Origin of the sequence: Priestia sp. TGN 0903 (genome assembly GCF_050846855.1) — a bacterium.
GTDB lineage: Bacteria > Bacillota > Bacilli > Bacillales > Bacillaceae_H > Priestia > Priestia zanthoxyli.
This window is the reverse complement of record NZ_JBOZGL010000002.1, coordinates 556,546-579,176: the sequence shown is the minus strand read 5'-3', so window position 1 is coordinate 579,176 and position 22,631 is coordinate 556,546. Positions and strand designations below refer to the sequence as shown.

Sequence of the window (22,631 nt, the reverse complement as noted above, 5' to 3'; positions counted from 1 at the left end):
CTCTACTTTCTGTGCTTTATCAAGCTACTTTTGATGAAATGTGATAAGGTCTTTTTACTTTTAGATTTTGATGCTTCTTTGCTTTTGAAGTTAGGAGTATTAAAAATAAAGAGCTTGTTTTATATGCACATTTATAGAGAGTTAGTAAACAGAGGCAATACAGCCGTTACATTTGTTCCTTCGCCCTCTTTACTCTCGATGTTAATCGTACCGTGGTACTTTTCAATCCATCGTTTGGCTATAGCCAGTCCTAAGCCAAGTCCTCCTTGTTTTCTGCTCCTTGCCTTATCCACTCGGTAAAATCTATTTAAAATATAAGGTATATCCTCTTCTGGAATTCCAATTCCTTTATCCATTATTTTAAGGGATACCTTTTCATTGATGAGAGAACAGTCTATAACTACCTCTTTCTCTTCCTTCTTAGAATATTTGACTGCATTATCTAACAAAATGATTAATATTTGTTCTAGATGGCGAGAAGAAATATTCACGTACAGATTTTCATGTGAGTGTCTTATTTTAAACTCATAGTTGTTATACAGTACTTCAAAATTCCTTACAACATGTTGAACAGTGGCCAATACGTTAATAGGTTCAACATCTACAGGATTTATCAGACTATTTTCAGCTCGGGATAGCTCCAATAATTCTTGCACAAGATTCGTTAAACGCTCTACTTCTTTCAGACTGGATTTCAAGGATTTATCTAATACTGCTACATCATTTTTCCCCCAGCGATTTAACAATGTCAAATGTCCTTGGATAATGGCTAACGGAGTTCTTAATTCATGTGAAGCATCCTCTACAAACTGTTTTTGCTGTAAAAAGGAGTCTTCGAGGCTATCCATTAATTCATTAAATAAACTGCCTAATTGAGCAAATTCATCGTTTTTTTCATTAACTGGAACCCGTTCTTCAAGGCCATTTGTTTTTATTTTTTTCATCGTTAATGTTAACGCTTGAATATTAGATAGTATTTTCTTTGCTAAAATAGTTCCACCTAGAATACTAAAGATCAGTGAGCCTACTCCTGCAGCAAGCATTAATAAAAAAATTTTATTCATAAAAACATCGGACATCTCCATATTTCTTACAATTTCAACAGTTCCAGTGAAGTTGTCGGTGACAATTGGAGAACGAAGAACGAGTAGACGTTCATCGTGGTTTCGAATCACTTTATACTCTTGGTGCTTCACCGTTTTCGGTTGCTGCAAGTTTGGTGAAACATTGTTTGAGGTACTGGTTATAATGTTCCCTTTCCTATCAAGAACACGAATCAACTGATTCTTTTCATTAATTTTCGATAAGTATCCTTCACTGTTTTCAATTTGTTTTAAGGATAAAGGTTCATCATCAGATTGAATAAAAGCGAGAACCTCGTTTAATTGATGAATACCATTTTGCTTCTCATAATTTAAAATGCCGTTATCAATCACAATGTATTGAAAGAGGTTATAAGAGAGAAAAAGAAAAAATAAAAACATGGAAGACCATAACGTTATCTTCCATCTTATAGGCAAATCTTTTATACACTTTATCCACTTTCTCATTTAAACATCACGCATCACGTACCCAACCCCTCTGATGGTTTGAATATATAACTCTTTGTCCTGCGCACTTAATTTATTTCTTAAATATCTAACATATACATCGACAACATTCGTTTCAACAACTGAATCGTACCCCCACACTTGCTCTAAAAGTATGTCTCTCGTTAATACTTTGTTAATGTTACGCATAAAAATGGCTAGGAGTTCAAATTCTTTATTCGTGAGTTCAATTAGTTTTTTTTCTTTTATCACTGTTCTTGATTCCAAATCAAGTTCAATATCTTTAAATGTTAATAGTAGCTTCTGATTCAGCATCTTGTTGTTTTCTTGACGTCTAAAAATGACTCGCATTCTTGCAAATAATTCTTCAATTGCAAATGGTTTGGACAAATAATCGTCAGCTCCATTATCAAGCCCCATTACCCTGTCCATGACACTATCCTTAGCTGTGAGCATAATAACAGGAGTATCCTTAGTTGTTCTTAGTCTTCTGCATACCTCAATTCCATTTAATCCAGGCATCATTAAATCCAATAATATAATATCGTACTTCTGCTTGGTTGCTTTATCTAAACCAGTACGACCATCGTAAGCTACGTCAACTAAATATCCTTCATATTTTAGTTCTAATTCTAAAAATTCTACTAATCCTTCTTCATCCTCTACAATTAGTACCTTTTGCATATAAAGTACTCTCCTTTGTCTAAAAATTAAAAACGTAAAAACTGCTTCTACAAATGAATATGAGTACTAGTACTATATCCCTCAATTTTGAAAGATAATAAGAAGAAATATGAAATAAGTTTTCTATGACTTTCTTCTTTATAGGCTTTTCTTCAATTTATCAAATAAAAATTAGATTTGAATAAAAAAGAGATTAAGAATAAATGAATTTATTTCTTAATCTTCTTTAATGAATCATATAAAGTTGCTTTCCTTGTTTCTTTAACTTTCTTTAATGGTGTATCCTATACCTCGAACAGTCTCAATGAGTGAGGGACTAAATCCTTCTTCAATTTTCTTTCTCAAATAACTTATATAAACATCAAGTATATTTGTATCTCCTTCGTATTCATATCCCCATACATTTAGTAAGATTCCTTCACGAGTAACCGTCTTATTTTTATGGATGACTAAGTAAATTAATAAATCATACTCTTTAGGGGTTAAGCTGATTTTTTGCCCAGCTCTAGTTACTTCTCTTGATTCAGTATTTATAACCATATCTTCAATTAATAATAACGAGTCTTTTTCTACCTTATTCCTAATAACAAGGTGCTTATAACGTAGTAAAGAACGTATCCGAGCCAGCAATTCTTCAGTTTTAAATGGCTTAGTTATATAATCGTTTGCGCCATGATCTAACCCCAGTATTTTGTCTAGAGTTGAGTTGCGAGCTGTCAAAAGAATAATAGGCACGTAATTTTCTCTCTTTCTTACTTTACGCAAGACCTCTATACCACTCATTTCCGGTAGCATAATGTCAAGTAAAATTAAATCAAACATATTTGATAAGGCCATTTCGAGACCATCTCTTCCATTGTTTTTAATTTTCACTTGGTAACCTTCATGTTCAAGTTCCATTTTTAATATATTGCCTATTTCTACTTCATCTTCCACAATTAAAATACTTTCTTTCATCTAACTAACCCCTCTTTTCAATCTCTATATTTTTGCTTTGCATATCGATCGCTCTTTCCAATAATAAAGAGAAGTGTATAGCTATCACAAACCAACATCTCAGTGGACAATAAGAAGTTTTAAGTGCTGAACATAAAAACATAAGATAAAAGACTTCTATTAGAATGTGATATTAAATTCCCTACCCATTGTTCTTTGCTTTAATAACAATTACTTCACTAATATCATTAAAGTTGGATGAGGGTTTTACAACGGCCAATTGCGTTAATCCATATTCATCAGGCTTTACTTTGATGACTTTTCCTAAGGCTAACTTCCTTTGAAAGATTGAACTGATAGGAGAGGTTTGAACTTTATCTCCTACATTAACCTCAGCCTCACTAGGGATTTTTCTAATAATTAAATTACCTTTTTTATCATCGTAGCCTTCTAATGTTCCATTCACGCTTTTCCTATCCTTTAACATTACCGCCATACGATTTGTCCTAAGGTTTGAGCTAATTAGTTCTACGATAGAGGTTGACGAAAAAACTTTGGATACCTTCCCAACGACTCCATTTGTACCTAGCACATTCATATCTATTTTTAACCCCTGCTTCTTTCCTTTATCAATTGTTAATTCATTGTTCCAGTTGTTCGTTGAGCGGCCAATTACGGTAGCTGTTACAGGATTATAGGTTTTCACCTGATCTTCTGTTTTTAAAATTTTTTTTAAGACTTTATTTTCATATTCCAACTTATAAGCATTTGCTTCCTCCTGATTTTCAGTGGCTAGCTTATTCTTTAAGATAGAGTTTTCTTTGTAAGTGGAAAATAATTGACTCACTTGTTGAGGTTCACTCCAAGAAAGCTTGTCTAAAGAAAGTAAGCTACCTTTGTACAAGGTTCCAACAAAAATAAGTCCTCCTACAGTAAGAATCCCTCCTATCAAAATATATGTATGTCTTTTCTTCTTTCTTTGAAAACGTATCAAAATGGCACCTTCCTACCAATAGTCATGCTATTTATAATCTTACTAGCTGTTTCTTAAAAATTTCTTAAGTATCATCATCTTTGACCTCTTAACAACTGTTCAACGTTCTCCTTCTTTTAATGAATTGTACTTATTTTCTAGTTTCAAAAGCTGAAGGCATAACGTTATGTTTAAAAAACTTGGCTCACATAATTTAAATTTAATACTGTGTAATGAAATTTAAATGAAATTAAAATGAGAATTCGATAAAAAATAAATATTTTATTTTTATAAAAACATCATGGTGCAACAGAGTTGATAAAACATTAATAAAAAGTTTTTTATAAAAATTTCATTAAATTCTTATTTATTTTTCATTTTGATTTTAGAAAAAGACTGTACAGTTTGAATTGCAGCGATGAAGCTTTTAAAAAATTTCTTTAAGAAAAACGTTAGGCAAGTGTGCCGTTTATTTAAGAGAATAAATAGTTAGCACAAGAAGGAGAGAAAAATTAAAAATGCAAGCATCTTCGCCAATGAATAAAATTGCACAAATTACCCTTGTTTTTTGGATTATGAAGATTTCTGCTACGACACTGGGTGAAACCGCAGGTGACTTGTTAGCACAAACATTAGGAGTTGGATATGCAGTTAGTACGCTGATCTTTTTTAGCATATTTTTAATTACACTTGTAGCTCAACTAAGCTCTAAGAGGTATATTCCGGCCCTTTATTGGACTGTTATTCTGTCAACTAGCGTAGCTGGCACAACTATGTCTGATTTTATGGATCGTACACTGGCATTAGGTTACGCAAAAGGCTCGATGATATTAATCACTATATTGTTGTCGATATTTGCATACTGGTATTTTAGCGAGCGTTCATTAAATATCAACTATATTAGAAACCGCAAGGCTGAAATACTTTATTGGATTGCCATCCTTTTCTCAAACACATTAGGTACAGCTTTAGGAGATTTTTTGTCTGATACGTCTGGCCTTGGATATATAGGTGGAGCTATTTTAATTGGCAGCTTACTAGCATTCATTGTTATATGTACCTTCTATACAAAGATTTCTCGTGTGTTTTTATTTTGGGTAGCATTCGTTTTGACTCGCCCTTTCGGAGCAACATTTGGAGATCTTTTGACAAAGCCACATGAAAAAGGTGGTTTAGACTTAGGTACGGCAGGCTCTTCTCTAGTCCTAGCCTCCATTCTTATTGCCTTTATGATTCATACGACATTTAAACAAAATAACGTAAGCTCAGAACAAGCGCTGTAGATTTCCTTTTTTATTTAATACATTACAAAACCCATAAAAAGAAAAAATCTAACGAAGTGACTAATTGCATGAACCACCTCTTTTTCGCACATACTCGTAAGGAGGTGGTGTTTATGGTTAATCAGTTAGAATTTCTTACCCAGCGTGTTAATGATAAACAATACGATTACTGGCTTCATCATGATTTATTTAGTGCTCAATGGTGGCTAATTATCATTTTAAGTGCGCTTTTCTATTCGTTTTTTATCTCCTCATTGACCGACAACGAATAATATTTATTCTCTTAGTATTTTTCATTAGTTTTGTTTTAGTTGGTACTGTGGATGAACTCGGAAAGTTCTTTGGCGTATGGAGCTACCCTCATCAATTATTGGTCTTTACTCATAGTTTTAATTCCGTTGATTTTGCAGTTATCCCGGTTATACTTACATTAGTTTACCAATTCTTTAGCAAATGGAAGTTTTATTGGATTGCTTCTTTTATTGCTTCAGCTTTTATCGCTTTTATTGGAGTGCCTATATTTACTTTTTTCCATATTCTATGGAGCATATTAATTACAGACACAAAAAAAGCTCACCTTAAAAGGTCAGCCTAAATAGGGGAGTTCTATAGAAAATGTTGTATTGCATTACTGATATTTATACTAGCATCTAATAGTGAAAAATTGGTGAAATGTTCGTCTCACTTATCTTTTTAAAAATTTCTTCTTTGAAAAATGAAGTCTACGTTTTAAGCTCTCACTATAAAAGCGTGAACTCGTGACAGGCTACGCTTTTATACATCTATATTCCATTAAGATCTATGAAAGTTAACCGGTCTCTAATCAGCGCTTACTCGTTCAAGCCTGCTATTTTTAGGTACGTCTCTTTTATCTTCAATCGCTCCCCGTATTAGATATGCAGCTATGCAAATTTTTCAGCGTTAGTTATTCATGAATCTTCCATCCATTTAAAGTCTTAGCCGTATCGGCGGTAAAATGATCAATGATGTCACTTTTAAGAGATCGCTAAAGCTCAATTAAAGGAAGCTAAAAGAACTGTAAAATATATGGACGAAAAAGCTAATCATTATCTTGATATTATTAACGGTTTATCGCCAGATGACACTAACCCTGGCGAATGGGAGTTAATACATCCTAAAGCTCTTAACATCACCTCCATACCCGCAGTAAAAAGACTTATCTACCATACCGTATAGATAAGTCTTTTTAATCCATTTGTTTGAACTAGACCGATGCGCTGTCAGTTTAGAGTTTGTGAAAATTCCCCCTGCAGTTCTTTTAAAAACGCATCAGCTGCAGCTGAAAGAACATGATGCTTTTTCCACACAATATTTAAACCTGATTCAAGTCTTGGCTGTAACGGCCTGAAACAAAGGTTGCTATTAGTAGACGTATTGACTATTTTATCAAGTGTTATGGCATACCCAATGCCTTCTTCAACCATAATGGCAGCATTATACGCAAGATTGTATGTAGTAACGATGTTTAATTTATGAAAGTCTTCGCCAAACCAATCCGAAAATTCATTTTTTGAAAATGTCTGCTTCATGGCCTGTCGTGAACAGATTAGTGGAGCGTTTAATAAATCCGCAGCTTGAATGCTTTCTTTGAGGGCAAGAGGACTGTCTCTTCTCATCACAACGCCCCAAACATCTTTGGCAGGGATATTAAGATAATTGTATTTTGAAATATCAGCCGGTTGAATTAAAATGCCAAAGTCAAGCAGCCCCTTGTCAAGCCGTTCCGTTATATCTTCTTCGTTTCCGCTGTAGAGGTGATATCGTATATTTGGATAACGTACCTGCACATCTTTTGCGACTCGTGCAATATGTTTCATTGCTTCTGTCTCCCCGCCCCCTATATAAATATCACCACCTATTGTTTCTTCCATGGAACTAAACTCCGCCTCTAATTTATCGACCATATTAACAATTTCCTCTGCCCTGTTTCGCAGAAGCATTCCTTCATCTGTCAAAATAATACTGTGATTGCTGCGAATAAACAATTTTTTGCCCAACTCTTGTTCAAGATCTTTTAATTGTCTAGACAGTGTTGGCTGTGTCACATGCAAAACATCAGCGGCCTTGGTGATGTTTCCTTCTCTTGCAACCGTAAGAAAATACCGCAAAACTCGAATTTCTATATCCCTCTCCTCCTTTCATAAGCTTTAGTATATACACTCCAGAAATGCTTATCAAACATATCATGATATAAGATATAAGTATTTTTTATATTTGGAAGAAGCCGTTAGAATAAACAACAAAGAAGTTCATACCACACCATCAACATCTTTAATAATTCAATGTGGAAAGGATCTTAAGATGAAAAAAATGTTATATCTGCCTTCTATCTTAGTAATAAGCGCTGCACTCGCTGCTTGCGGCAACAATCATTCTTCTGCAACCCACCATAATGCCAGTAAGCATTTAAACCGAGTACCAGAACAAACAGAAGAAGTTAGTATTTCAAATACAAGAATAAAGTTAACGTTCAACAACAAAGAAGTGTTTGTTAGGATGTACGATAACCCAGCAAGTAAAGATTTTCTAGCTCAACTGCCTTTAACCGTAACGTTTGAAGATTATATCGGTAAAGAGAAAGTTAGTATTTTACAAAAAAGATTATCTATAGATGATGTACAGGCCGAAGACCTATCCAAAAAAGGAGACTTTGCTTATTACGCTCCTTGGGGAAATGTAGCTATTTTTTACAAAGGTCTTGAGGATGCTACAAACGACCTTATCATACTAGGTCAAATTGAATCAGGAAAAGAAAATGTTGAAAATGTTGATGGTGATTTTACAGGTAGAATTGAAAAAGTGACTAAGTAAAAACATGACAATACACCTTTAAACAACCCGATTTACAGCCACTAGAACACAACATTTTTTAGAAAGAAGGATCTTTATTTTATGTCTAAACAAACTAAGCTACTTATATTTGTCTTAACTTTAGGAGCTTTCGGTATTATAAATACCGAAATGGGCGTTATAGGGATATTACCCTACATTGCGGATCACTTTCATATCAGTGTATCAAAAGCAGGATGGCTGGTGAGTCTCTTTGCGCTTACCGTGTCAATATCCGGTCCAACGATGCCGTTATTATTTTCGGGAGTCAATCGCAAGAAGGCAATGCTGCTTGTACTTGGTATTTTCATTTTAGGTAACATTATCTCTATCTTTACTTCTAATTTTGCTATTGCCATCATTGCGCGTGTGATTCCAGCTATTTTTCATCCAATTTATTTTTCAGCAGCTTTTACAATGGCAGCGAACTCAGTTAGCAAGGAAGAGGCTCCAAAAGCTGTTTCAAAAGTCTTTATTGGCGTATCTGCAGGTATGGTACTTGGTGTGCCGATTGCAAGTTTTCTTGCAAGTACAGTCTCGTTTCAACTATCAATGACGTTTTTTGCTGTTATTAACGCGATAGTATTTATTGCTACGTGGGCATTCTTCCCTTCTATGCCTGTTACAGAAAGACTTTCATACGGAGAACAGCTCAGCGTATTAAAAAAACCCGTTACTTGGCTTTCTATTATTGCCGTCCTTTTACTGAATTCAGCAGTATTTGGGGTATATAGCTATCTTGCTGAGTATCTTAAAAGCGTTACGAACCTCTCTGGACAATTAATTAGTTTCATGCTGGTTCTGTACGGTGTGGCAAATATTATCGGAAACATTATCGCAGGGAAATTACTTACGAAAAATGCCATTAAAACTGTAGTCGTTTTCCCTTTCGCATTGGGAGTCGTTTACATCATTTTATTCTTTATCGGACAATTTACTTGGCCAATGGCTATCATGACTTTAGTTTGGGGAATATTTGCTGGTATAGGAACGAATATTAATCAATATTGGATTTCATCAGCAGCTCCAGAAGCCCCTGATTTCGCGAATGGATTATTTTTAGCATCCGTTAACTTAGGAACAACCATTGGTACAGCCGTAGGTGGACTATTTATATCAGGAATGGGTATACAATACGTTGTACTAGTAGGCATCTTGTCATTAGTATTAAGCGCACTATTTATTTTACCAAGAAGTTATATGAAACGTCCTGTAAGTCAACTTTCAAAATAAGACATTAACGCAACTTTCTTTCGCTACGTTTATCATACAAATGAAAAATCCGAACGAGTTAGATTTCATACCAAGACCCTAACTCGTTCGGATTTTTTTAACACAAATAGGCTTTTGTAGCATATTAGAAATTAATCCAACTTCTTTATAATCTTTGCGGGGTTCCCTCCCACTACTACATGATCTGGAACATCTTTTATTACAACAGCTCCGGAAGCGATTACAGCATTATGTCCAATTGTAACGCCTGGATTGATGACAGCTCGTCCCCCAATCCATACATTATCTCCAATCGTGACGGGCTTGGTATATTCAACTTCTGTAATTCGCTGTTCTGCATTCACAGGATGAGTATTCGTATAAATATGTACGCCCGGTGCCATCATGCAGTTCTTACCTATTGTAATTCGTCCCCCATCTAAAAGTGTGCAGTCAAAGTTCGCATAAAAATTTTCTCCTACGTGGATATTGTATCCGTAGTCGCATCGAAAGTTAGATTCAAGGTAAATGCGTTCTCCTGTTGAACCAAATAGTTCCTTTAGTAACTCGGTACGCTTTTCATAATTCGTCTCATCTGTACCGTTAAACGAACGAACAAGCCTTCTTGCATCTTCCCGGTCCTTTACTAATTCTTGGTCTGCTGGAAAATACAGCTCGCCATCCACCATTTTTTCTTTTTCAGTTTTCATTGATTCATTCTCCATTCTTGTTATCAAATTTCCCACTAGATTGAATTCGTTTACATTTTATCATGATAGTCAATACAAAAATAAGATGTTTATAGATTCCGGTCAATAGCTCGAACACAAAAAAACTAAGAAACCACGCTGCTTTTGTACCATGGACAGCTACTAATTACTTTGTATATGTTTCCTTAATAATCGAAACAGACGCTGCTCCCGTAGCAAGTAAAATACCTGAGATTAAAATCATGCCCGGCATAGAAGATCCGATTATTGGGAACAAAGCAAAACTCAAGCAAGAAGCTATAATTTGCGGCAAACAAATACTTCCATTAAATAACCCTAGATATGTTCCCATATTCTTTCCTGACAGGGCGTTGGTAAGCATCGTGAACGGAAACGTCATCATAGCAGCCCAAGCGATGCCAATTAAAATAAATGAAGCAATCAGCATCCATTGATTGTGAATAAAAAAGACAGATCCAAAACCAATACCGCCTAGCAGTAAACTAAAAGCATACGCTGGCTTACGTTTGTTGTTGGCTACGCGTGACAAAACTAGTGACCAAATGACTGCGGCAATCGACTGTACAGCTGATAAAATGCCGAACCAGTTGCCAGCTGCTTGATAGCCGGAGCTAGACGGCTGATTCGTATACCAAACGTTTTCAGCGACTGCACCTGTACCGTATGTCCATAAATATTGAAAGCCCATCCAGCAGAAAAATTGAACAAGTGTGACCGTCCAAAAAACCTTTGGAGCGTTGCGAAGCAGTTTAAAAACGTTTACATTTTCTTTTGTAGCTTCATCTGGAATACCATGGTATGCTGCAAATTCTGCAGGTGAATATTCTTTTACTTTAAGTATTGTAAATAAACTACAAATAATTAACACAACGGCTCCAACATAAAATGAAATAACAACTGATTGTGGTACTACCCCTTTTGGTGCACTATTTGATACGCCTAATACCGTTAAAACAAAAGGGAAAATACAGGCTAGCACAGCACCGCTGTTTGATAGAAAACTTTGAATAGAATAGGCAAAACCTTTTTGCTCTTCATTGACCATGTCTCCAACCATCATCTTAAATGGCTGCATGGCTACATTTGATGATACATCCATAAACAAAATAGTGATGGCGCCAAAAGTCATAGCAGCCACCGCACTAAAACCAAAACTGCCGGCGTTTGGCAGCAAACACATAACAATTACGGCTACAATTGCGCCAATCAGTAGATAGGGGATACGACGGCCAAGCCTTGGCATCCAGGTACGATCTGAAAAATAACCAACTAAGGGCTGAACCACTAAACCGGCCAACGGCGGTAAAATAAAGAAAAAGCCTAATGTAGTTGGATCAGCACCGATTGTTTGAAATATGCGTCCCATATTTGAACTCTGTAATGAGAATGCCATTTGTACACCTAAAAATCCAAAACTAATTAACCATATGGTACTGATCGGTAGATAAGGTAAGTTTGGCTGAACGCTTTTTTCATTGGTTTCAACGATTCTTTCTTCTAACATAACTGCCTCCTATGATTCAATTAACAGCCGCAAAAGATAGATGTTCTGATGTAAAGTGCTACGACATTCGTTGTGAACGTTTTCAAAACAACGATGAATACTGTAAATGTTAGTGTCTTTGGCTGGCTGTTTTCTATTTTGCTAGATTACCTCAGGAATACGGCATAACTAATAGTCCTGTCTAAAAATGCTGTTTGAGTATGTAAGAATTTTCACTGTCGGCTCATCCGTAAGCTGCTGACTATCGCTTATACCTTCTTAAAAGTTTCATAAAATCTAATTATTAAAAACATTAGAATACTTTTATTTGAACATTATATACTAAACTAATAATTTAATGCAATCGTTTGCACAAATTATTTTTTAAATATTTAAAGACCTTCGAATCTCGTGACACTATGCGTACATACTCATTATCATCGCTTTAATATTTCTAAGTCAAAGGAGGCTTTACTCTTGAAATCTTATAAAAAACCCAAAGAATATACGTATTCCTTGAGTTTGAGTTCCTTTAATTCACTTAATTTCCTTCTGGAGCAATCCATAATAGAACAGAGATTATCTGTAATATAACTTTAACTGAAGGTTTTTGTAACCATAAGGATTATAAAGAAGATAACCGCGAAGAAAAATCCTTGACTGACAGGGCTAGTAGTCTTTTTATCTAAGGATTTTCGGGTAAATAGCTTGAAGAACAATGGAAACAGAATGCCTCCAATGATTGCTGTAATTAGTGCTTTAACTAACATCCAATACTCCTTTCTAAAAACTGTTAATATCCGTATATATCTGGTTCAGTAGAGAAAACAACATCCCCCCATTTCCCGGGCAAATATTTTGGTAACCAATAGGAATGTTTAAGAGTTGATACCTTTAGCTATCACACTACTTTCTTATGTAAAAGGTTTTACAATTAAAAGCATAATAAACATGATAATCGCAAACAAACCTCCCTGAAGAACAAAGTTTATTGGCCTATGAGTAGCTTCATTTGCTTTTAGAAAATACTTTGACCATCTTGTATGCATCATTACTTTTGCACATAGGCTAAATAAAACCCCCGCAATGATTGAGGCAACTGCTGTTTTTAAGATATAAATTCACTCCTTTCTAAAACAATTAGAGGATACCCATAACTTAACATAAACACCTAAATCATACAAAAAAACCATAGAGTCGAAAACGTATGGTAATCGCCCGTAAACCATTCGTTTACAGACGAAACTGTGAATTAGACTACGAAATTTTGTGAAAAACCTTTCGTTTCCTTACTACTAACATCTTTATCTATATTACTCATATTTAATAAACCCTCTAAAAGAAAATAATAGCCAATGTTAATGTTTGTATGACTACAAGTACAAAAACAGGCTTTAAGGTTCCTTAAAGCCTGTCCACTTACCTTTCTTCCTTAAAATCTTTTTTTATATTCCAAAACGTTTGTTTTAATTCGTTATAAAAAAGCATAATTGCAAACCCTAGTATCGAAATACAGAATGAAAATTTACCTAAGTCAAAAAATATTCCTATAAATACAATGATAATCCCTATGACGAACCCTGGAGTAGCTGGCTCCTCTTCCTCTTCATCTATTGCAATTTTCTTTTGAAACTTCTGATCTCCCTTAATCAATTCATCCAGCGTCACATTATAAAGCTCACTTAACTTAATAAGGTTCTCAATATCCGGATACCCTTTATTATTTTCCCACTTATAGACGGCTTGTCTAGATACATTCATTTCCCCAGCTAGGTCTTCCCTGGACATCTTTTTTTCTTCCCTTAACTTCTGCAGCTGTTCCCCTAAATTCACTCTCATCACCTCTAAGGCTTAGCTTACAATAAATATGTAAAAAATTCCATAAACGCTTAGTAACAAGCTGTAAACCATTGGTTAACGCGGCAAATATAAAGCGTAATCACTGGACATGTACAAATTCAACACAGAAAAAAAGCTAGCATAAAGCTAACTTTTTTAAGTTAGAGATAAAGGCAGGCTAATAATTAGCAACCGCCAAATCCTCCCCAACAAGCACAGCCAATAATGATTAATAAGATAAACAGCACGATAATTAAAGCAAAACCACTGCCACCGCCGTAACCGCAGCCGCCGCCATAACCATAGCCACAACCTCCGCCATAACCGCCAAAGAACATAAACTCCACCTCCTTCTTCTTCATACATTTAGCATATGATGAAAAACGAAATGTGCTCCACGAAGTGGATAAACTACGTTTTATATCACTATAAAAAAAACAATAACCTTTTAGTTTCTTTTACATACAATGAAGCATCCTCAGATCCCATATATGAGTGGTACACCCTCTGCAATAGATTGCTTGAATTCCGCCCAATCAGTTCTATTGCGTATAAAAGCACTCCCTCACAACCTCGAATAAAAAAGTCTTTCTCAAATTAGAGAAAGACTTTTTTATTGTTATTAACAGCCAAATCCGCGACCGTAACAGCTGCATCCAATAATGACAAGAAGAATAAACAGAACAACTAATAAAGCAAAACCAGAACCAGCTCCACCATAACTAGACATATAAACACTTCCTTTCGTGATATTTAACTAAAGGAAAAAACTTTAAACTTACATGGGTTAAGGTATTATATGTAGACATAGCTCATATCGATTGGATTTTGGTCTAAAATGGGCTATTTTGTTTAACGATAGCTAAATAACATCCTAAGTTTCACATAGTAAAAACCCTTCATTGTTAAAATGAAGGGGCTTTTTTGGCTATCAGCACCAAGGACGAGGTCTAGGAGGACAGCTTGGAGCACAAAAATGTTGGTGCGTTTCCTGACATACAACGGATTCTGTATGCGGGAATGAGTGCATATATTTATAATTTTTTTGATAAACATTTGTAGTATGACTCGGATGCACCACTGGTACAAACACATCTTGACCAGTAAAAGATGTATTTTGTTTAACTGGGTCATACTGAGCAGGCATGGTTTGAGGAGGCAATTGACCACAAGGTTTAGCTTGAGGATAACCGCAGTTACCTTGCTGAGGATACATAGCCCCGTGATAACCACCGTAATTAGAGTGCTGATAAGGATAGTTGTTTCTCATATTAAAAACCTTCTCCTTTCTGTTAGTAGACTCTTATTACTGTATGTAAAACAACCATAAAATGTTTGGACAAATACCTAAAAAAGACCCTAAATAGTTAGGGTCTTTTTTACTAAGAGAAAAAATGTGTATCCTTAGTAACATAGCTATGATACTAAGAAATAAAAGGTTTTTTAATGCCCATTATTCCTCAAGATTAACATCCATCGCTCCGTTATCAATATTATTTAAAATGGTTTTGTTTTTATCGTCTAATTCATTACGTAAAAGTGAATTACGCGTCGCTTCATACAAATCGTAGCTTCTTTCATCAACTGGAGAATTATGATCTTCACATATCATCTTTTCTGTTTTTTGGATTTATCTTCCATGTCAGCCACCTCCTCTGTATAGTATGTGAGTTGATTGGAAAAAACATAAGAGCTTTATCTGGCTACTGTTAGGTAAGGTTTAATCAACGGTTAGCTGTTTCTGTATATTTTGTTTATATATGGCCTTATTTAGGTAGACACCACCGTTTCTTGAGCGTGCTTTTGAATGATTTCTGGAACTTCCAGCAGTGAATGAGCGGTTATCAATTTACCTTTTGGCTCAATATCAATTTCAACTTGGTTATAGCTCCACTCCAGTTCAGAAGGCACGTGAATCGCATGTATTCCAGCTTCTACTGCCGGTCTTATATCGGTTTTTAATGAATTGCCAATCATCCAAGTCTTTTTGGGGTCGTACTTAATTTGGTTTAGTATTTCTTTTAACGCAGGTGTATCTTTATGTTCAGAAATGAACACTCTTTTTTCAAAGTATTTAGCTAGCTCTAGCTGCACAATTTTTCTTCCTTGATTTTTCTCGTCTCCCCCTGTGTGTAAGTATAGGCTATGACCTTGTTTTTTAAGTTCATCTAATACTTCATACATATTTGGCAAAGGCTCTATCGGTACTTCAAATACACTTTGGCCAATTTTTTTGACTCTTTCGACTCTATCTTCATGAATATCTTGATGATTTTGTTCACTAAAAAACAAATAAGTAGCTACTAATGATTCTGGAAAACGGGAAGAGTGAAGGCCGTACTTTTCGATGCTTTTTAAATCTATCTCTAACTGCTTTTGTTTTATTTCTTCCTTAGTCAGCTTCTCAAACCATTCCTGCAATTGAGCCACAAAAGCATTTATGGTGTCTCTAAAATATTTATTACAGTGAACAAGCGTATCGTCTAAATTAAAAAGTAAGGTTTGCTTCTGCATTTCGTGAAATCCTTTCTACAATGGATGTACAGACAGTATATATAAAAAAACACTAACCGCTTTTATTACCTATCCACACCTAAAACCAAGATGAATTTTTCAATACCTTAGGCACGAGCAATTGATTACTATACTGAAATGAGAATATTTAGTGGAAAGATCCTTCTAACATATAAAATAGAAGGATCTTTTTTATAAAATAAAACGCTGCAGAATATTCCTGCTAATAAATATAACGTTCAAAATGTTCTCTATTCATATTTGTTTTGAACGTAGAGGTACTCAGTCCTGAACGATTTATTAGCGGTTGGCTGCCTTCGTTTTCTTTAGGTATATTCATTTCAAGACCTTGTATAGTGAAAGGATCATACATATACGTTGTTCGTTCAGTTTCTGTATGCGACATTAACTTCACCTCTATTAATAGCCTCATTTTTTTAAATCATGTTAACTCGTTTACAGCAGATCGTCTAATAAAAATAGCTACGTTTCATAGGTCTTTTCGCTAAAAAAGATCCGCCGTTTTCTACTTTTTTTATTACGTTGTAATTTCTTGTGGCTCTTCGCCTTCAAGGTCAGTAAAGAAATTTTCTAAAGATTCCCTTGGGTCAAGAGCACGTCCGTCTTCTTCGACAATACGGTTAAGCGTAGGGTCATTATTGCTATCTTTATTTTTATAGTTGTTATAATCAACTCTTTCTGCAATTCCTGAATTATCAACGTCTTTAAAGTCTTTCTTTGGCATAAAAACACCTCCTAGCCCTATTGTTTGAAAATTTGAAGATAAAATAAGTGGAAGGTTAAGTTATATTTTTATTTCCCCAGAATTAATTAGATACTTGTTGCTAAGAGATATGTACAACATGCTTAATTGTTTTACGAAATAGGGAAACTAAAACGTCAAAACTGAATTTACAGAGGAAGAATAACTAAACACACTTCTTAAAATAGCTATAAAAAGCAATCATTTTTATTAATCCAAAGACTAATTCTTTAAAGAATTAGTCCTTTGTCATTCAATTAGTATACTCTTGAACATGAAAAAAGAATGACAAATGAACTGTCATTCTTTCTCCTACACATGGCAAGCGTATAGTTTTCTTCACAAGGAAATGAAACATGTAATTCCACTTTTCACAGCGTAACTTGTTTCTACTCTTTAGTATCATTAAATGATAAGGTCTAAACACCCACAAATTACCATGTATATACTTCTTGCCCTCTAGGAAACTTAAGGAAAACAAGGAGGTGACACAACATGGCAAACAACAAAAGCAGCAACAACAACGAATTATTAGTATACGGTGCTGAACAAGCAATCGATCAAATGAAATATGAAATCGCTAGCGAATTTGGTGTAAACCTTGGTGCTGATACAACTGCACGTGCAAACGGATCAGTAGGCGGCGAAATCACAAAACGTCTTGTGCAATTAGCTCAGCAACAACTTGGCGGCGGACGCTTCTAAGACAACTTTATAATTGATGGCTGAAGGAAGAATGGATCTCCATTCTTCCTTTTTGTACGAATAAAAAAGGAAGGAGAGATTATATGCAGCAAAATCAACCGGCTAAAGAAAATGCGGGCTTTACTGAAAAATCAGCAGCTTCTGCAACAAATGCTCAAAAAGTAAAACAAGAAATCCAAAGAGACATAAATGAAGGGCAAGGTGCAATGACTTCTCGAGAAGCAGGCGCAATGCGCGATTAAAAAAACACTTTAAGCAGTTTTTAATCACGGACTCTTTGTATAAGAACCTATAAAAGTACCTCAATTAACCGAGGTACTTTTAGCAGTCTACTCTATTTCGACGGGGGAGATACTGTGACTTCGGGTGTGTTTCATCAGGTCCATACTGGTGAAACACAAAGGCAAACGGTCTAATCCCCAATATATAAAAGGCGAGCCTGCCTTGTCCCCCTGAAAAATAATTAGTTTGTATTTTGTCCGTCGCCATTCATCCCTTCTTTTATGTACCCGTTAACCTGACTATTTGAAAGCAACCCAATATGTCCAATGCCATAAAGTTGAATATATTTCTATATCTTGAACAAACGAATCAAGACGCCATGAAGCATCTAACCACCTCTTTATTAACATAATACCAATTGTTAGAAACAACATGTAAAAAAGGTCTCTATCGAAAAATAAAGAGCTTTTTCTTATCAACGAATTCTCTATTTTGACAAAGATTAAGTGTATATCAATGGATTGCATAAAATAAGTAAACAAGACCATATTAAATATGAATGATAGGTATAAAAAATATATTTCCTTCCAAACCATAGGAGATCGTAAATGAATAATTATAAAAATGACAATACTGCAAGACGCTATATTGCTCATGTAAGTGTATTTGGAACGACGCAAATCCATTTAAGAAACCCCTATATTATCGCTTGGTGGTCAGCAGCTTTTCCTGGGTTTGGACACTTGCTACTGTCTAAATACCTTCGCGGCTTTGTGTTATTTATATGGGAGGTCGTCATAAACCTTAAATCTCATGTAAATTTAGCAATGATTTATTCTTTTCAAGGAAACATTGATATGGCCAAAGACGTGCTTAATACAAGATGGCTTCTTATTTATATTCCCGTTTATATTTTTGCTATATGGGATAGTTACCGAACAACCGTTGATTTAAATAAAATATACGTGTTAGCTGAAAGAGAAAATCATCGGTTCAACTCCTTTAGTATAGGAGCCATGGAAATAAACTATTTAGATAAACGGAATCCCATCTTGTCCGTTTTTTGGTCCTTGCTGATGCCAGGTCTAGGACAACTTTATATTCATCGGATCATTGGTGCTTTCTTTGTTATCATTTGGGCAGTCATTTTCTTTTATTATTCCCATCTACTTGAAGGGATTTCTCTGCTATTTTTAGGAGAAATAAAACAGGCTACTTCCGCTTTAAATAAAGAATGGCTGTTATTTTTCCCTTCCCTATATGGTTTTGCTACTTTTGATTCCTACATGAATACTGTTGAGAACAATAAACTTGTGGAAAGAGAGCAAAAAAACTTCTTCGAGAAAACGTATCAACATCCAAGCTTTTGTATTGTGAAAGGAAAAAAGGTGGAGTGAAAACATGCAGATCTTTTCTACATTTGAATACTCCAGTTACATAGAGTTAGCTGTTTCGGAGCTAGAGAGAAAAGGGATAAAGAAAAGGGATATATTTATTGTTCCTCTTAATAATCGAACAGAAAATCGCCGGATTTTTGATAGCCTTCATCGAGCAGATGGAGTTTCTCTTATTGATTTAGGAATGGCTTTAGCCACAGCCTTTTCCGTCATTGGTGCAAGCATTGGCTTTAAACTAAGCTGGGGCCCTATTTATTGGGGAATTATTAGTGCTTTTATCGGATTTAGCTTAGGATTGGGAATTAAACTATTTATATTTAAAGTAATCAGGAAAAATCAACGACTTCTGCGTGGCAAACATTCAGAAGTCATACTCATTGTGGATTGTCGTACGGTGGATGCCGAAATGGTTGAACAAACTTTGTGGAAAAACCTTGCCTTAGGTGTTTCAAAAGTTAGATCTGATGGCTTATAAAAATAAGTCATCACCGTACAATATAATAGCGAGATGCAGGATGAATGAATTACTATTCAGGATTAGAGATAACTTCCTTGACGGATTGAGGGAGTTTTTCTGTTTTTAAGCTGTATACTCTTTAATTAGCATAATGTCATTTATTAGAACCAAAAAAGCTCTTAAAAAGAGCTTTTTTAGTTCTAACATATGTTAAATGCCATTCTACCATCCTCTTTGATTTCTTAATGTGGTAATATGAGCAATATGATGCTTTCCATGCCAAGCGTAAGTGGCTATTAATTGCTCAATCGTCACTTCCCCATTTTCAGGATGGTGGATCATTTTCTTCAAATCTTTTTCATCAAGTGAGTTTAAAACTTTATGAAGACGCTTATGTAAAGCTGAAAAAAGTTGAAGAGAAACTTCTATCGGTAAATCATTATCAGGCAGAGTCGACCAAGCTACTTCATCATAGGCCTTAATAGTAGGTGCTTGCTCTGTTAAGCCTAATTTAAAACGAGTATAAGCATTCATATGTGAGTCAGCCAAATGATGGACAACTTGACTTAATTTCCAACCGCCTTCTCGATAAGGCGTAGCTAACTGCTCGTTTGTCAGCCCTTCTACAGCATAAGCTAATTGCTTTGGTGCATCTCCAATGTCATGAATCCAACCTTGAATATCTTCTTTTTGAATATTTTTCTTCACGGTAAATTTTCCAATGGGATATTGATTAAACATACTTCTTCCTCCCTTTCTAATTTTGTTAATATCTAGTATAACACTCTATATGAAAATAAACTTGAATATTCAGAATAAACAACAGACGGATAAAGTGTTAAAAATAAATAAAAAAAGATCTTCAGCTATTGGAAGATCCTTTTTGGATAGTTGCTTTAAGCACTTGTAATCTTGACTGAGAATCATTGGTTTGCCTAATTACTTTTTCCACAATGTACTGATATCCATATAAAACAACGGCTAAAACCGTAGTCATCCCCCAGTACATGCTTGGCGACATCTTTTTCATTTTAAAGATGCCCACTTTTTTCAAAGCACCGCCAAAAGGGAAAATATTAAACCAGTCTAACACCGTATTGGCAAGTAAGTATTTTAGAAAAGAGCCGTACGTTAGCTTAAATATCCAAAGTGTTCCTATTAAGTGCGGACCTAAAATATAAGTAAAATCTATAGGTGCTTTAGGAAATAAAGGATTGTTATTTCTAAACCATTTTTTCTGATTGGCAATGACGGTAAACACAATGATGAATAAGTTAGCGAAAGTAGCTACAGGCAAAAAACGGACAAATGATTTTGTTCCTATAAAAGGCACGGTTAACCATGGAAAGATTAGCACGCTTAAAGAAATGATCAATTTTCTTTTATACTTACGCATGAATTGTCTCCTCAAACTATATTTTCCAAAATATTATTACCTAAAATTGAAAGGTTATGTAACATGCACAACGATTCTAGGCAAAGATAACCTAGATAACCATGACATACGTATATTTTTATATTTCTAGGCGTTTCTACCTTTGCACTTTATAATGGTGAATCGTGATAAAGAAAGCAAAGAGAATGTTCTCTTTGCTTTTTTGCCTTTATGCTACTTTATATATCCTGAGTTTTCATCTTATTTAATTCATCTTGCTGCTTCTTTTTAAAAATCTTTCTTCCTTCTTCCCATTCGATGAGAAATATACTTAAACCAAATAAAAGCAATAAAATTAATTTGATTGGGTGATTTATTTGGTGAGCTGTAAATATCCATCCGCAGTATACTAAGTAAGCTGTTGGCATAATCGCTCCCCAGTATACACTTGCTCGAGTAGATAAAAAGTAATGAACGGCACATATCAGTACAAAAAATAACAAATGATGAGGCATGATTTAATCTCCCTTTCAAAGTTTCCTTTATATATCCTGAGTTTTCATCTTATTTAATTCATTTTGCTGCTTCTGTTTATAAGAATCTCTCCCTGTTCCCCAATCCACAATAAATATAAACAGTACAAAAAGGATTGCTAAAGGAGCTTTTACAGGATGATCCATTAGTATTTGATGATTTTTAAACAATCTCCATCCACAATAGGATAGAAAAGCCGTTGGAACGATAGCTCCCCAATACATGTTTGCTCTAGTAGATAAAAAATGATGACTTAAAATTGCAATAGAAATAGCTGCAATTGTACTCCAATCAGACATTACTTAATCCCCTTTTCATCTTTATATTTCTCTATAATCAGCTTGGCATCTTCTAAGCTAATGCGCTCTTCAATGGCAAGCTTTTTAACAAGACTAATTAATTCTTCTTTATCATGTTCTTCATTTATCTCAATCTTTTGTATTAAACGATCCAAACGTATACGAACAGTTGGATAGGACACTTCGTAGTCTTTTGCAAGCTGTTTTAAAGAGCCTGAATTTAATACAAATTTTCTTATAAACTCTACATCATCACTTTCTAACGACAGTATCCATGAAGGAACATCCTTATTATCCATATATAACCACCTCTTCCTTTTTTTAATATACCATGAACTTAAATAAAGTTAAAGTTTTTTTTAATAAAATTAAAAACACTAATAAATTAAAGTTTCGTTTTATTAGTGTTTGTAGTTTATATAGCGTTTATTTCTAGTGGCAATGGCATTAAAATCCAATCTTCAAAAAAAGAAGCATCTAGTCTTTAAAGACTAAATGCTTCCCCTCCTTTACACCTTATAGATTTCATTAGACGACAGCCAGTCAACGAATTTATGATACGGATAATATGTAGTCCCTTTCAGCTCTATTTTTGGAGCTCCAGGACATTTAGTTAACAGTTCTTCAATTTCACCCTTACTCAAATGAAAGTGGTAGTGTAGATCTTTTTCTTTAATCAAATAAGGATATTTTGATTTCCTTTGAGGTTTACTAAAATTTTTTAAACCATCGCCTATAAAATAACCAAGGGCAGCTAATCCTAACGCTAACCAAAAAAAGTTCATTTCCAAAACAGGATACCCCCCAAACATTTCTAATAAATA

At 34.7% G+C, this 22,631-nt stretch carries 29 protein-coding genes and 1 pseudogene; 8 read left to right on the top strand and 22 right to left on the bottom strand.

Annotated features, from left to right (window positions below):
* Positions 1-131: 131 nt before the first annotated feature.
* The 4 genes from ACRPLY_RS09460 to mreC all read right to left on the bottom strand — a co-directional run bounded on the left by ACRPLY_RS09460 (position 132) and on the right by mreC (position 4,164).
* Complete coding sequence (locus ACRPLY_RS09460) at positions 132-1,550, bottom strand: HAMP domain-containing sensor histidine kinase (RefSeq protein WP_432231770.1); 1,419 nt, start codon at positions 1,548-1,550, stop codon at positions 132-134.
* A complete protein-coding gene (locus ACRPLY_RS09455; RefSeq protein ID WP_154989921.1) occupies positions 1,551-2,234 on the bottom strand; it encodes a response regulator transcription factor in 684 nt (227 codons plus the stop codon). It lies immediately after the preceding gene.
* Positions 2,235-2,495: 261 nt separating this feature from the next.
* The gene (locus ACRPLY_RS09450) at positions 2,496-3,191 is read right to left on the bottom strand and encodes a response regulator transcription factor (protein ID WP_028414892.1); all 696 of its coding nucleotides are present in this window, start codon (positions 3,189-3,191) and stop codon (positions 2,496-2,498) included.
* A gap of 181 nt (positions 3,192-3,372) precedes the next feature.
* Positions 3,373-4,164, bottom strand: coding sequence for a rod shape-determining protein MreC (gene mreC, locus ACRPLY_RS09445; RefSeq protein ID WP_221817746.1), 792 nt, complete (start codon positions 4,162-4,164; stop codon positions 3,373-3,375).
* Between the two features lie 497 nt (positions 4,165-4,661).
* Here mreC and ACRPLY_RS09440 point away from each other — a divergent pair, with 497 nt between their 5' ends.
* A complete protein-coding gene (locus tag ACRPLY_RS09440) occupies positions 4,662-5,426 on the top strand; it encodes a COG4705 family protein (protein ID WP_228123018.1) in 765 nt (254 codons plus the stop codon).
* 113 nt (positions 5,427-5,539) lie between these two features.
* Positions 5,540-5,698: a hypothetical protein gene (locus tag ACRPLY_RS09435; RefSeq protein ID WP_156830711.1), complete on the top strand. Its 159-nt coding sequence runs from the start codon at positions 5,540-5,542 to the stop codon at positions 5,696-5,698.
* 969 nt (positions 5,699-6,667) lie between these two features.
* Here the strand turns inward: ACRPLY_RS09435 and ACRPLY_RS09430 are convergent.
* Positions 6,668-7,570, bottom strand: a complete 903-nt coding sequence (locus ACRPLY_RS09430; RefSeq protein ID WP_432231840.1) for a LysR family transcriptional regulator — start codon at positions 7,568-7,570, stop codon at positions 6,668-6,670.
* A 178-nt stretch (positions 7,571-7,748) separates the two neighbouring features.
* On the opposite strand from ACRPLY_RS09430, the gene ACRPLY_RS09425 reads away from it, so the two are divergent.
* Positions 7,749-8,258 (top strand): cyclophilin-like fold protein, encoded by a 510-nt coding sequence (locus tag ACRPLY_RS09425; RefSeq protein WP_432231769.1) that lies wholly within the window; start codon positions 7,749-7,751, stop codon positions 8,256-8,258.
* 81 nt (positions 8,259-8,339) lie between these two features.
* Positions 8,340-9,509, top strand: coding sequence for an MFS transporter (locus tag ACRPLY_RS09420; RefSeq protein ID WP_432231768.1), 1,170 nt, complete (start codon positions 8,340-8,342; stop codon positions 9,507-9,509).
* A 131-nt stretch (positions 9,510-9,640) separates the two neighbouring features.
* Here ACRPLY_RS09420 and ACRPLY_RS09415 read toward each other — a convergent pair whose 3' ends face one another.
* The 10 genes from ACRPLY_RS09415 to ACRPLY_RS09370 form a co-directional block, all read right to left on the bottom strand.
* The gene (locus ACRPLY_RS09415; protein ID WP_098112455.1) at positions 9,641-10,198 is read right to left on the bottom strand and encodes a sugar O-acetyltransferase; all 558 of its coding nucleotides are present in this window, start codon (positions 10,196-10,198) and stop codon (positions 9,641-9,643) included.
* 166 nt (positions 10,199-10,364) lie between these two features.
* Positions 10,365-11,723, bottom strand: a complete 1,359-nt coding sequence (locus ACRPLY_RS09410; protein ID WP_367077840.1) for an SLC45 family MFS transporter — start codon at positions 11,721-11,723, stop codon at positions 10,365-10,367.
* 1,398 nt (positions 11,724-13,121) lie between these two features.
* Entirely contained in the window at positions 13,122-13,535 is a 414-nt protein-coding gene (locus ACRPLY_RS09405; RefSeq protein WP_033580018.1) for a helix-turn-helix domain-containing protein, read from the bottom strand.
* A gap of 191 nt (positions 13,536-13,726) precedes the next feature.
* Positions 13,727-13,879, bottom strand: a complete 153-nt coding sequence (locus ACRPLY_RS09400) for a YjcZ family sporulation protein (RefSeq protein WP_013058439.1) — start codon at positions 13,877-13,879, stop codon at positions 13,727-13,729.
* 284 nt (positions 13,880-14,163) lie between these two features.
* Positions 14,164-14,271 (bottom strand): YjcZ family sporulation protein, encoded by a 108-nt coding sequence (locus ACRPLY_RS09395; protein WP_081213975.1) that lies wholly within the window; start codon positions 14,269-14,271, stop codon positions 14,164-14,166.
* A gap of 201 nt (positions 14,272-14,472) precedes the next feature.
* Positions 14,473-14,811 (bottom strand): CotD family spore coat protein, encoded by a 339-nt coding sequence (locus tag ACRPLY_RS09390; protein WP_028414903.1) that lies wholly within the window; start codon positions 14,809-14,811, stop codon positions 14,473-14,475.
* A 183-nt stretch (positions 14,812-14,994) separates the two neighbouring features.
* Positions 14,995-15,153, bottom strand: a complete 159-nt coding sequence (locus ACRPLY_RS09385; protein ID WP_432231767.1) for a hypothetical protein — start codon at positions 15,151-15,153, stop codon at positions 14,995-14,997.
* Between the two features lie 158 nt (positions 15,154-15,311).
* Positions 15,312-16,055: an HAD family hydrolase gene (locus ACRPLY_RS09380; RefSeq protein WP_432231766.1), complete on the bottom strand. Its 744-nt coding sequence runs from the start codon at positions 16,053-16,055 to the stop codon at positions 15,312-15,314.
* A 223-nt stretch (positions 16,056-16,278) separates the two neighbouring features.
* The gene (locus tag ACRPLY_RS09375; RefSeq protein ID WP_028414906.1) at positions 16,279-16,461 is read right to left on the bottom strand and encodes a hypothetical protein; all 183 of its coding nucleotides are present in this window, start codon (positions 16,459-16,461) and stop codon (positions 16,279-16,281) included.
* Positions 16,462-16,593: 132 nt separating this feature from the next.
* Positions 16,594-16,800: a hypothetical protein gene (locus ACRPLY_RS09370; RefSeq protein ID WP_028414907.1), complete on the bottom strand. Its 207-nt coding sequence runs from the start codon at positions 16,798-16,800 to the stop codon at positions 16,594-16,596.
* Positions 16,801-17,313: 513 nt separating this feature from the next.
* Here ACRPLY_RS09370 and ACRPLY_RS09365 point away from each other — a divergent pair.
* Positions 17,314-17,523 carry an alpha/beta-type small acid-soluble spore protein gene (locus tag ACRPLY_RS09365; protein WP_047750082.1) on the top strand — a complete coding sequence of 70 codons (210 nt, stop codon included), beginning with the start codon at positions 17,314-17,316 and terminating at the stop codon, positions 17,521-17,523.
* Between the two features lie 83 nt (positions 17,524-17,606).
* Positions 17,607-17,765, top strand: a complete 159-nt coding sequence (locus ACRPLY_RS09360; RefSeq protein WP_165636196.1) for a hypothetical protein — start codon at positions 17,607-17,609, stop codon at positions 17,763-17,765.
* A 221-nt stretch (positions 17,766-17,986) separates the two neighbouring features.
* On the opposite strand, the pseudogene ACRPLY_RS09355 reads toward ACRPLY_RS09360, so the two are convergent.
* Positions 17,987-18,088, bottom strand: a pseudogene (locus ACRPLY_RS09355) (esterase); the annotation flags it as partial.
* Positions 18,089-18,353: 265 nt separating this feature from the next.
* On the opposite strand from ACRPLY_RS09355, the gene ACRPLY_RS09350 reads away from it, so the two are divergent.
* Both ACRPLY_RS09350 and ACRPLY_RS09345 read left to right on the top strand, forming a co-directional pair.
* Positions 18,354-19,142 carry a hypothetical protein gene (locus ACRPLY_RS09350; RefSeq protein WP_224980457.1) on the top strand — a complete coding sequence of 263 codons (789 nt, stop codon included), beginning with the start codon at positions 18,354-18,356 and terminating at the stop codon, positions 19,140-19,142.
* Between the two features lie 4 nt (positions 19,143-19,146).
* The gene (locus tag ACRPLY_RS09345; RefSeq protein WP_028414910.1) at positions 19,147-19,617 is read left to right on the top strand and encodes a hypothetical protein; all 471 of its coding nucleotides are present in this window, start codon (positions 19,147-19,149) and stop codon (positions 19,615-19,617) included.
* A gap of 204 nt (positions 19,618-19,821) precedes the next feature.
* On the opposite strand, the gene ACRPLY_RS09340 is transcribed toward ACRPLY_RS09345, so the two are convergent.
* The 6 genes from ACRPLY_RS09340 to ACRPLY_RS09315 all read right to left on the bottom strand — a co-directional run bounded on the left by ACRPLY_RS09340 (position 19,822) and on the right by ACRPLY_RS09315 (position 22,598).
* Positions 19,822-20,340 (bottom strand): YfiT family bacillithiol transferase, encoded by a 519-nt coding sequence (locus ACRPLY_RS09340; RefSeq protein ID WP_098999659.1) that lies wholly within the window; start codon positions 20,338-20,340, stop codon positions 19,822-19,824.
* Between the two features lie 121 nt (positions 20,341-20,461).
* Positions 20,462-20,995 carry a hypothetical protein gene (locus tag ACRPLY_RS09335; protein WP_367076896.1) on the bottom strand — a complete coding sequence of 178 codons (534 nt, stop codon included), beginning with the start codon at positions 20,993-20,995 and terminating at the stop codon, positions 20,462-20,464.
* 218 nt (positions 20,996-21,213) lie between these two features.
* Positions 21,214-21,489, bottom strand: a complete 276-nt coding sequence (locus ACRPLY_RS09330) for a hypothetical protein (protein ID WP_063247136.1) — start codon at positions 21,487-21,489, stop codon at positions 21,214-21,216.
* 27 nt (positions 21,490-21,516) lie between these two features.
* A complete protein-coding gene (locus ACRPLY_RS09325) occupies positions 21,517-21,807 on the bottom strand; it encodes a hypothetical protein (RefSeq protein WP_432231765.1) in 291 nt (96 codons plus the stop codon).
* A complete protein-coding gene (locus ACRPLY_RS09320) occupies positions 21,807-22,106 on the bottom strand; it encodes a DUF2089 family protein (RefSeq protein WP_251469557.1) in 300 nt (99 codons plus the stop codon). Before ACRPLY_RS09320 ends, ACRPLY_RS09325 begins: the two co-directional genes overlap by 1 nt.
* 210 nt (positions 22,107-22,316) lie before the next feature.
* A complete protein-coding gene (locus ACRPLY_RS09315; protein WP_432231764.1) occupies positions 22,317-22,598 on the bottom strand; it encodes a DNA-binding protein in 282 nt (93 codons plus the stop codon).
* Positions 22,599-22,631 lie beyond the last annotated feature (33 nt).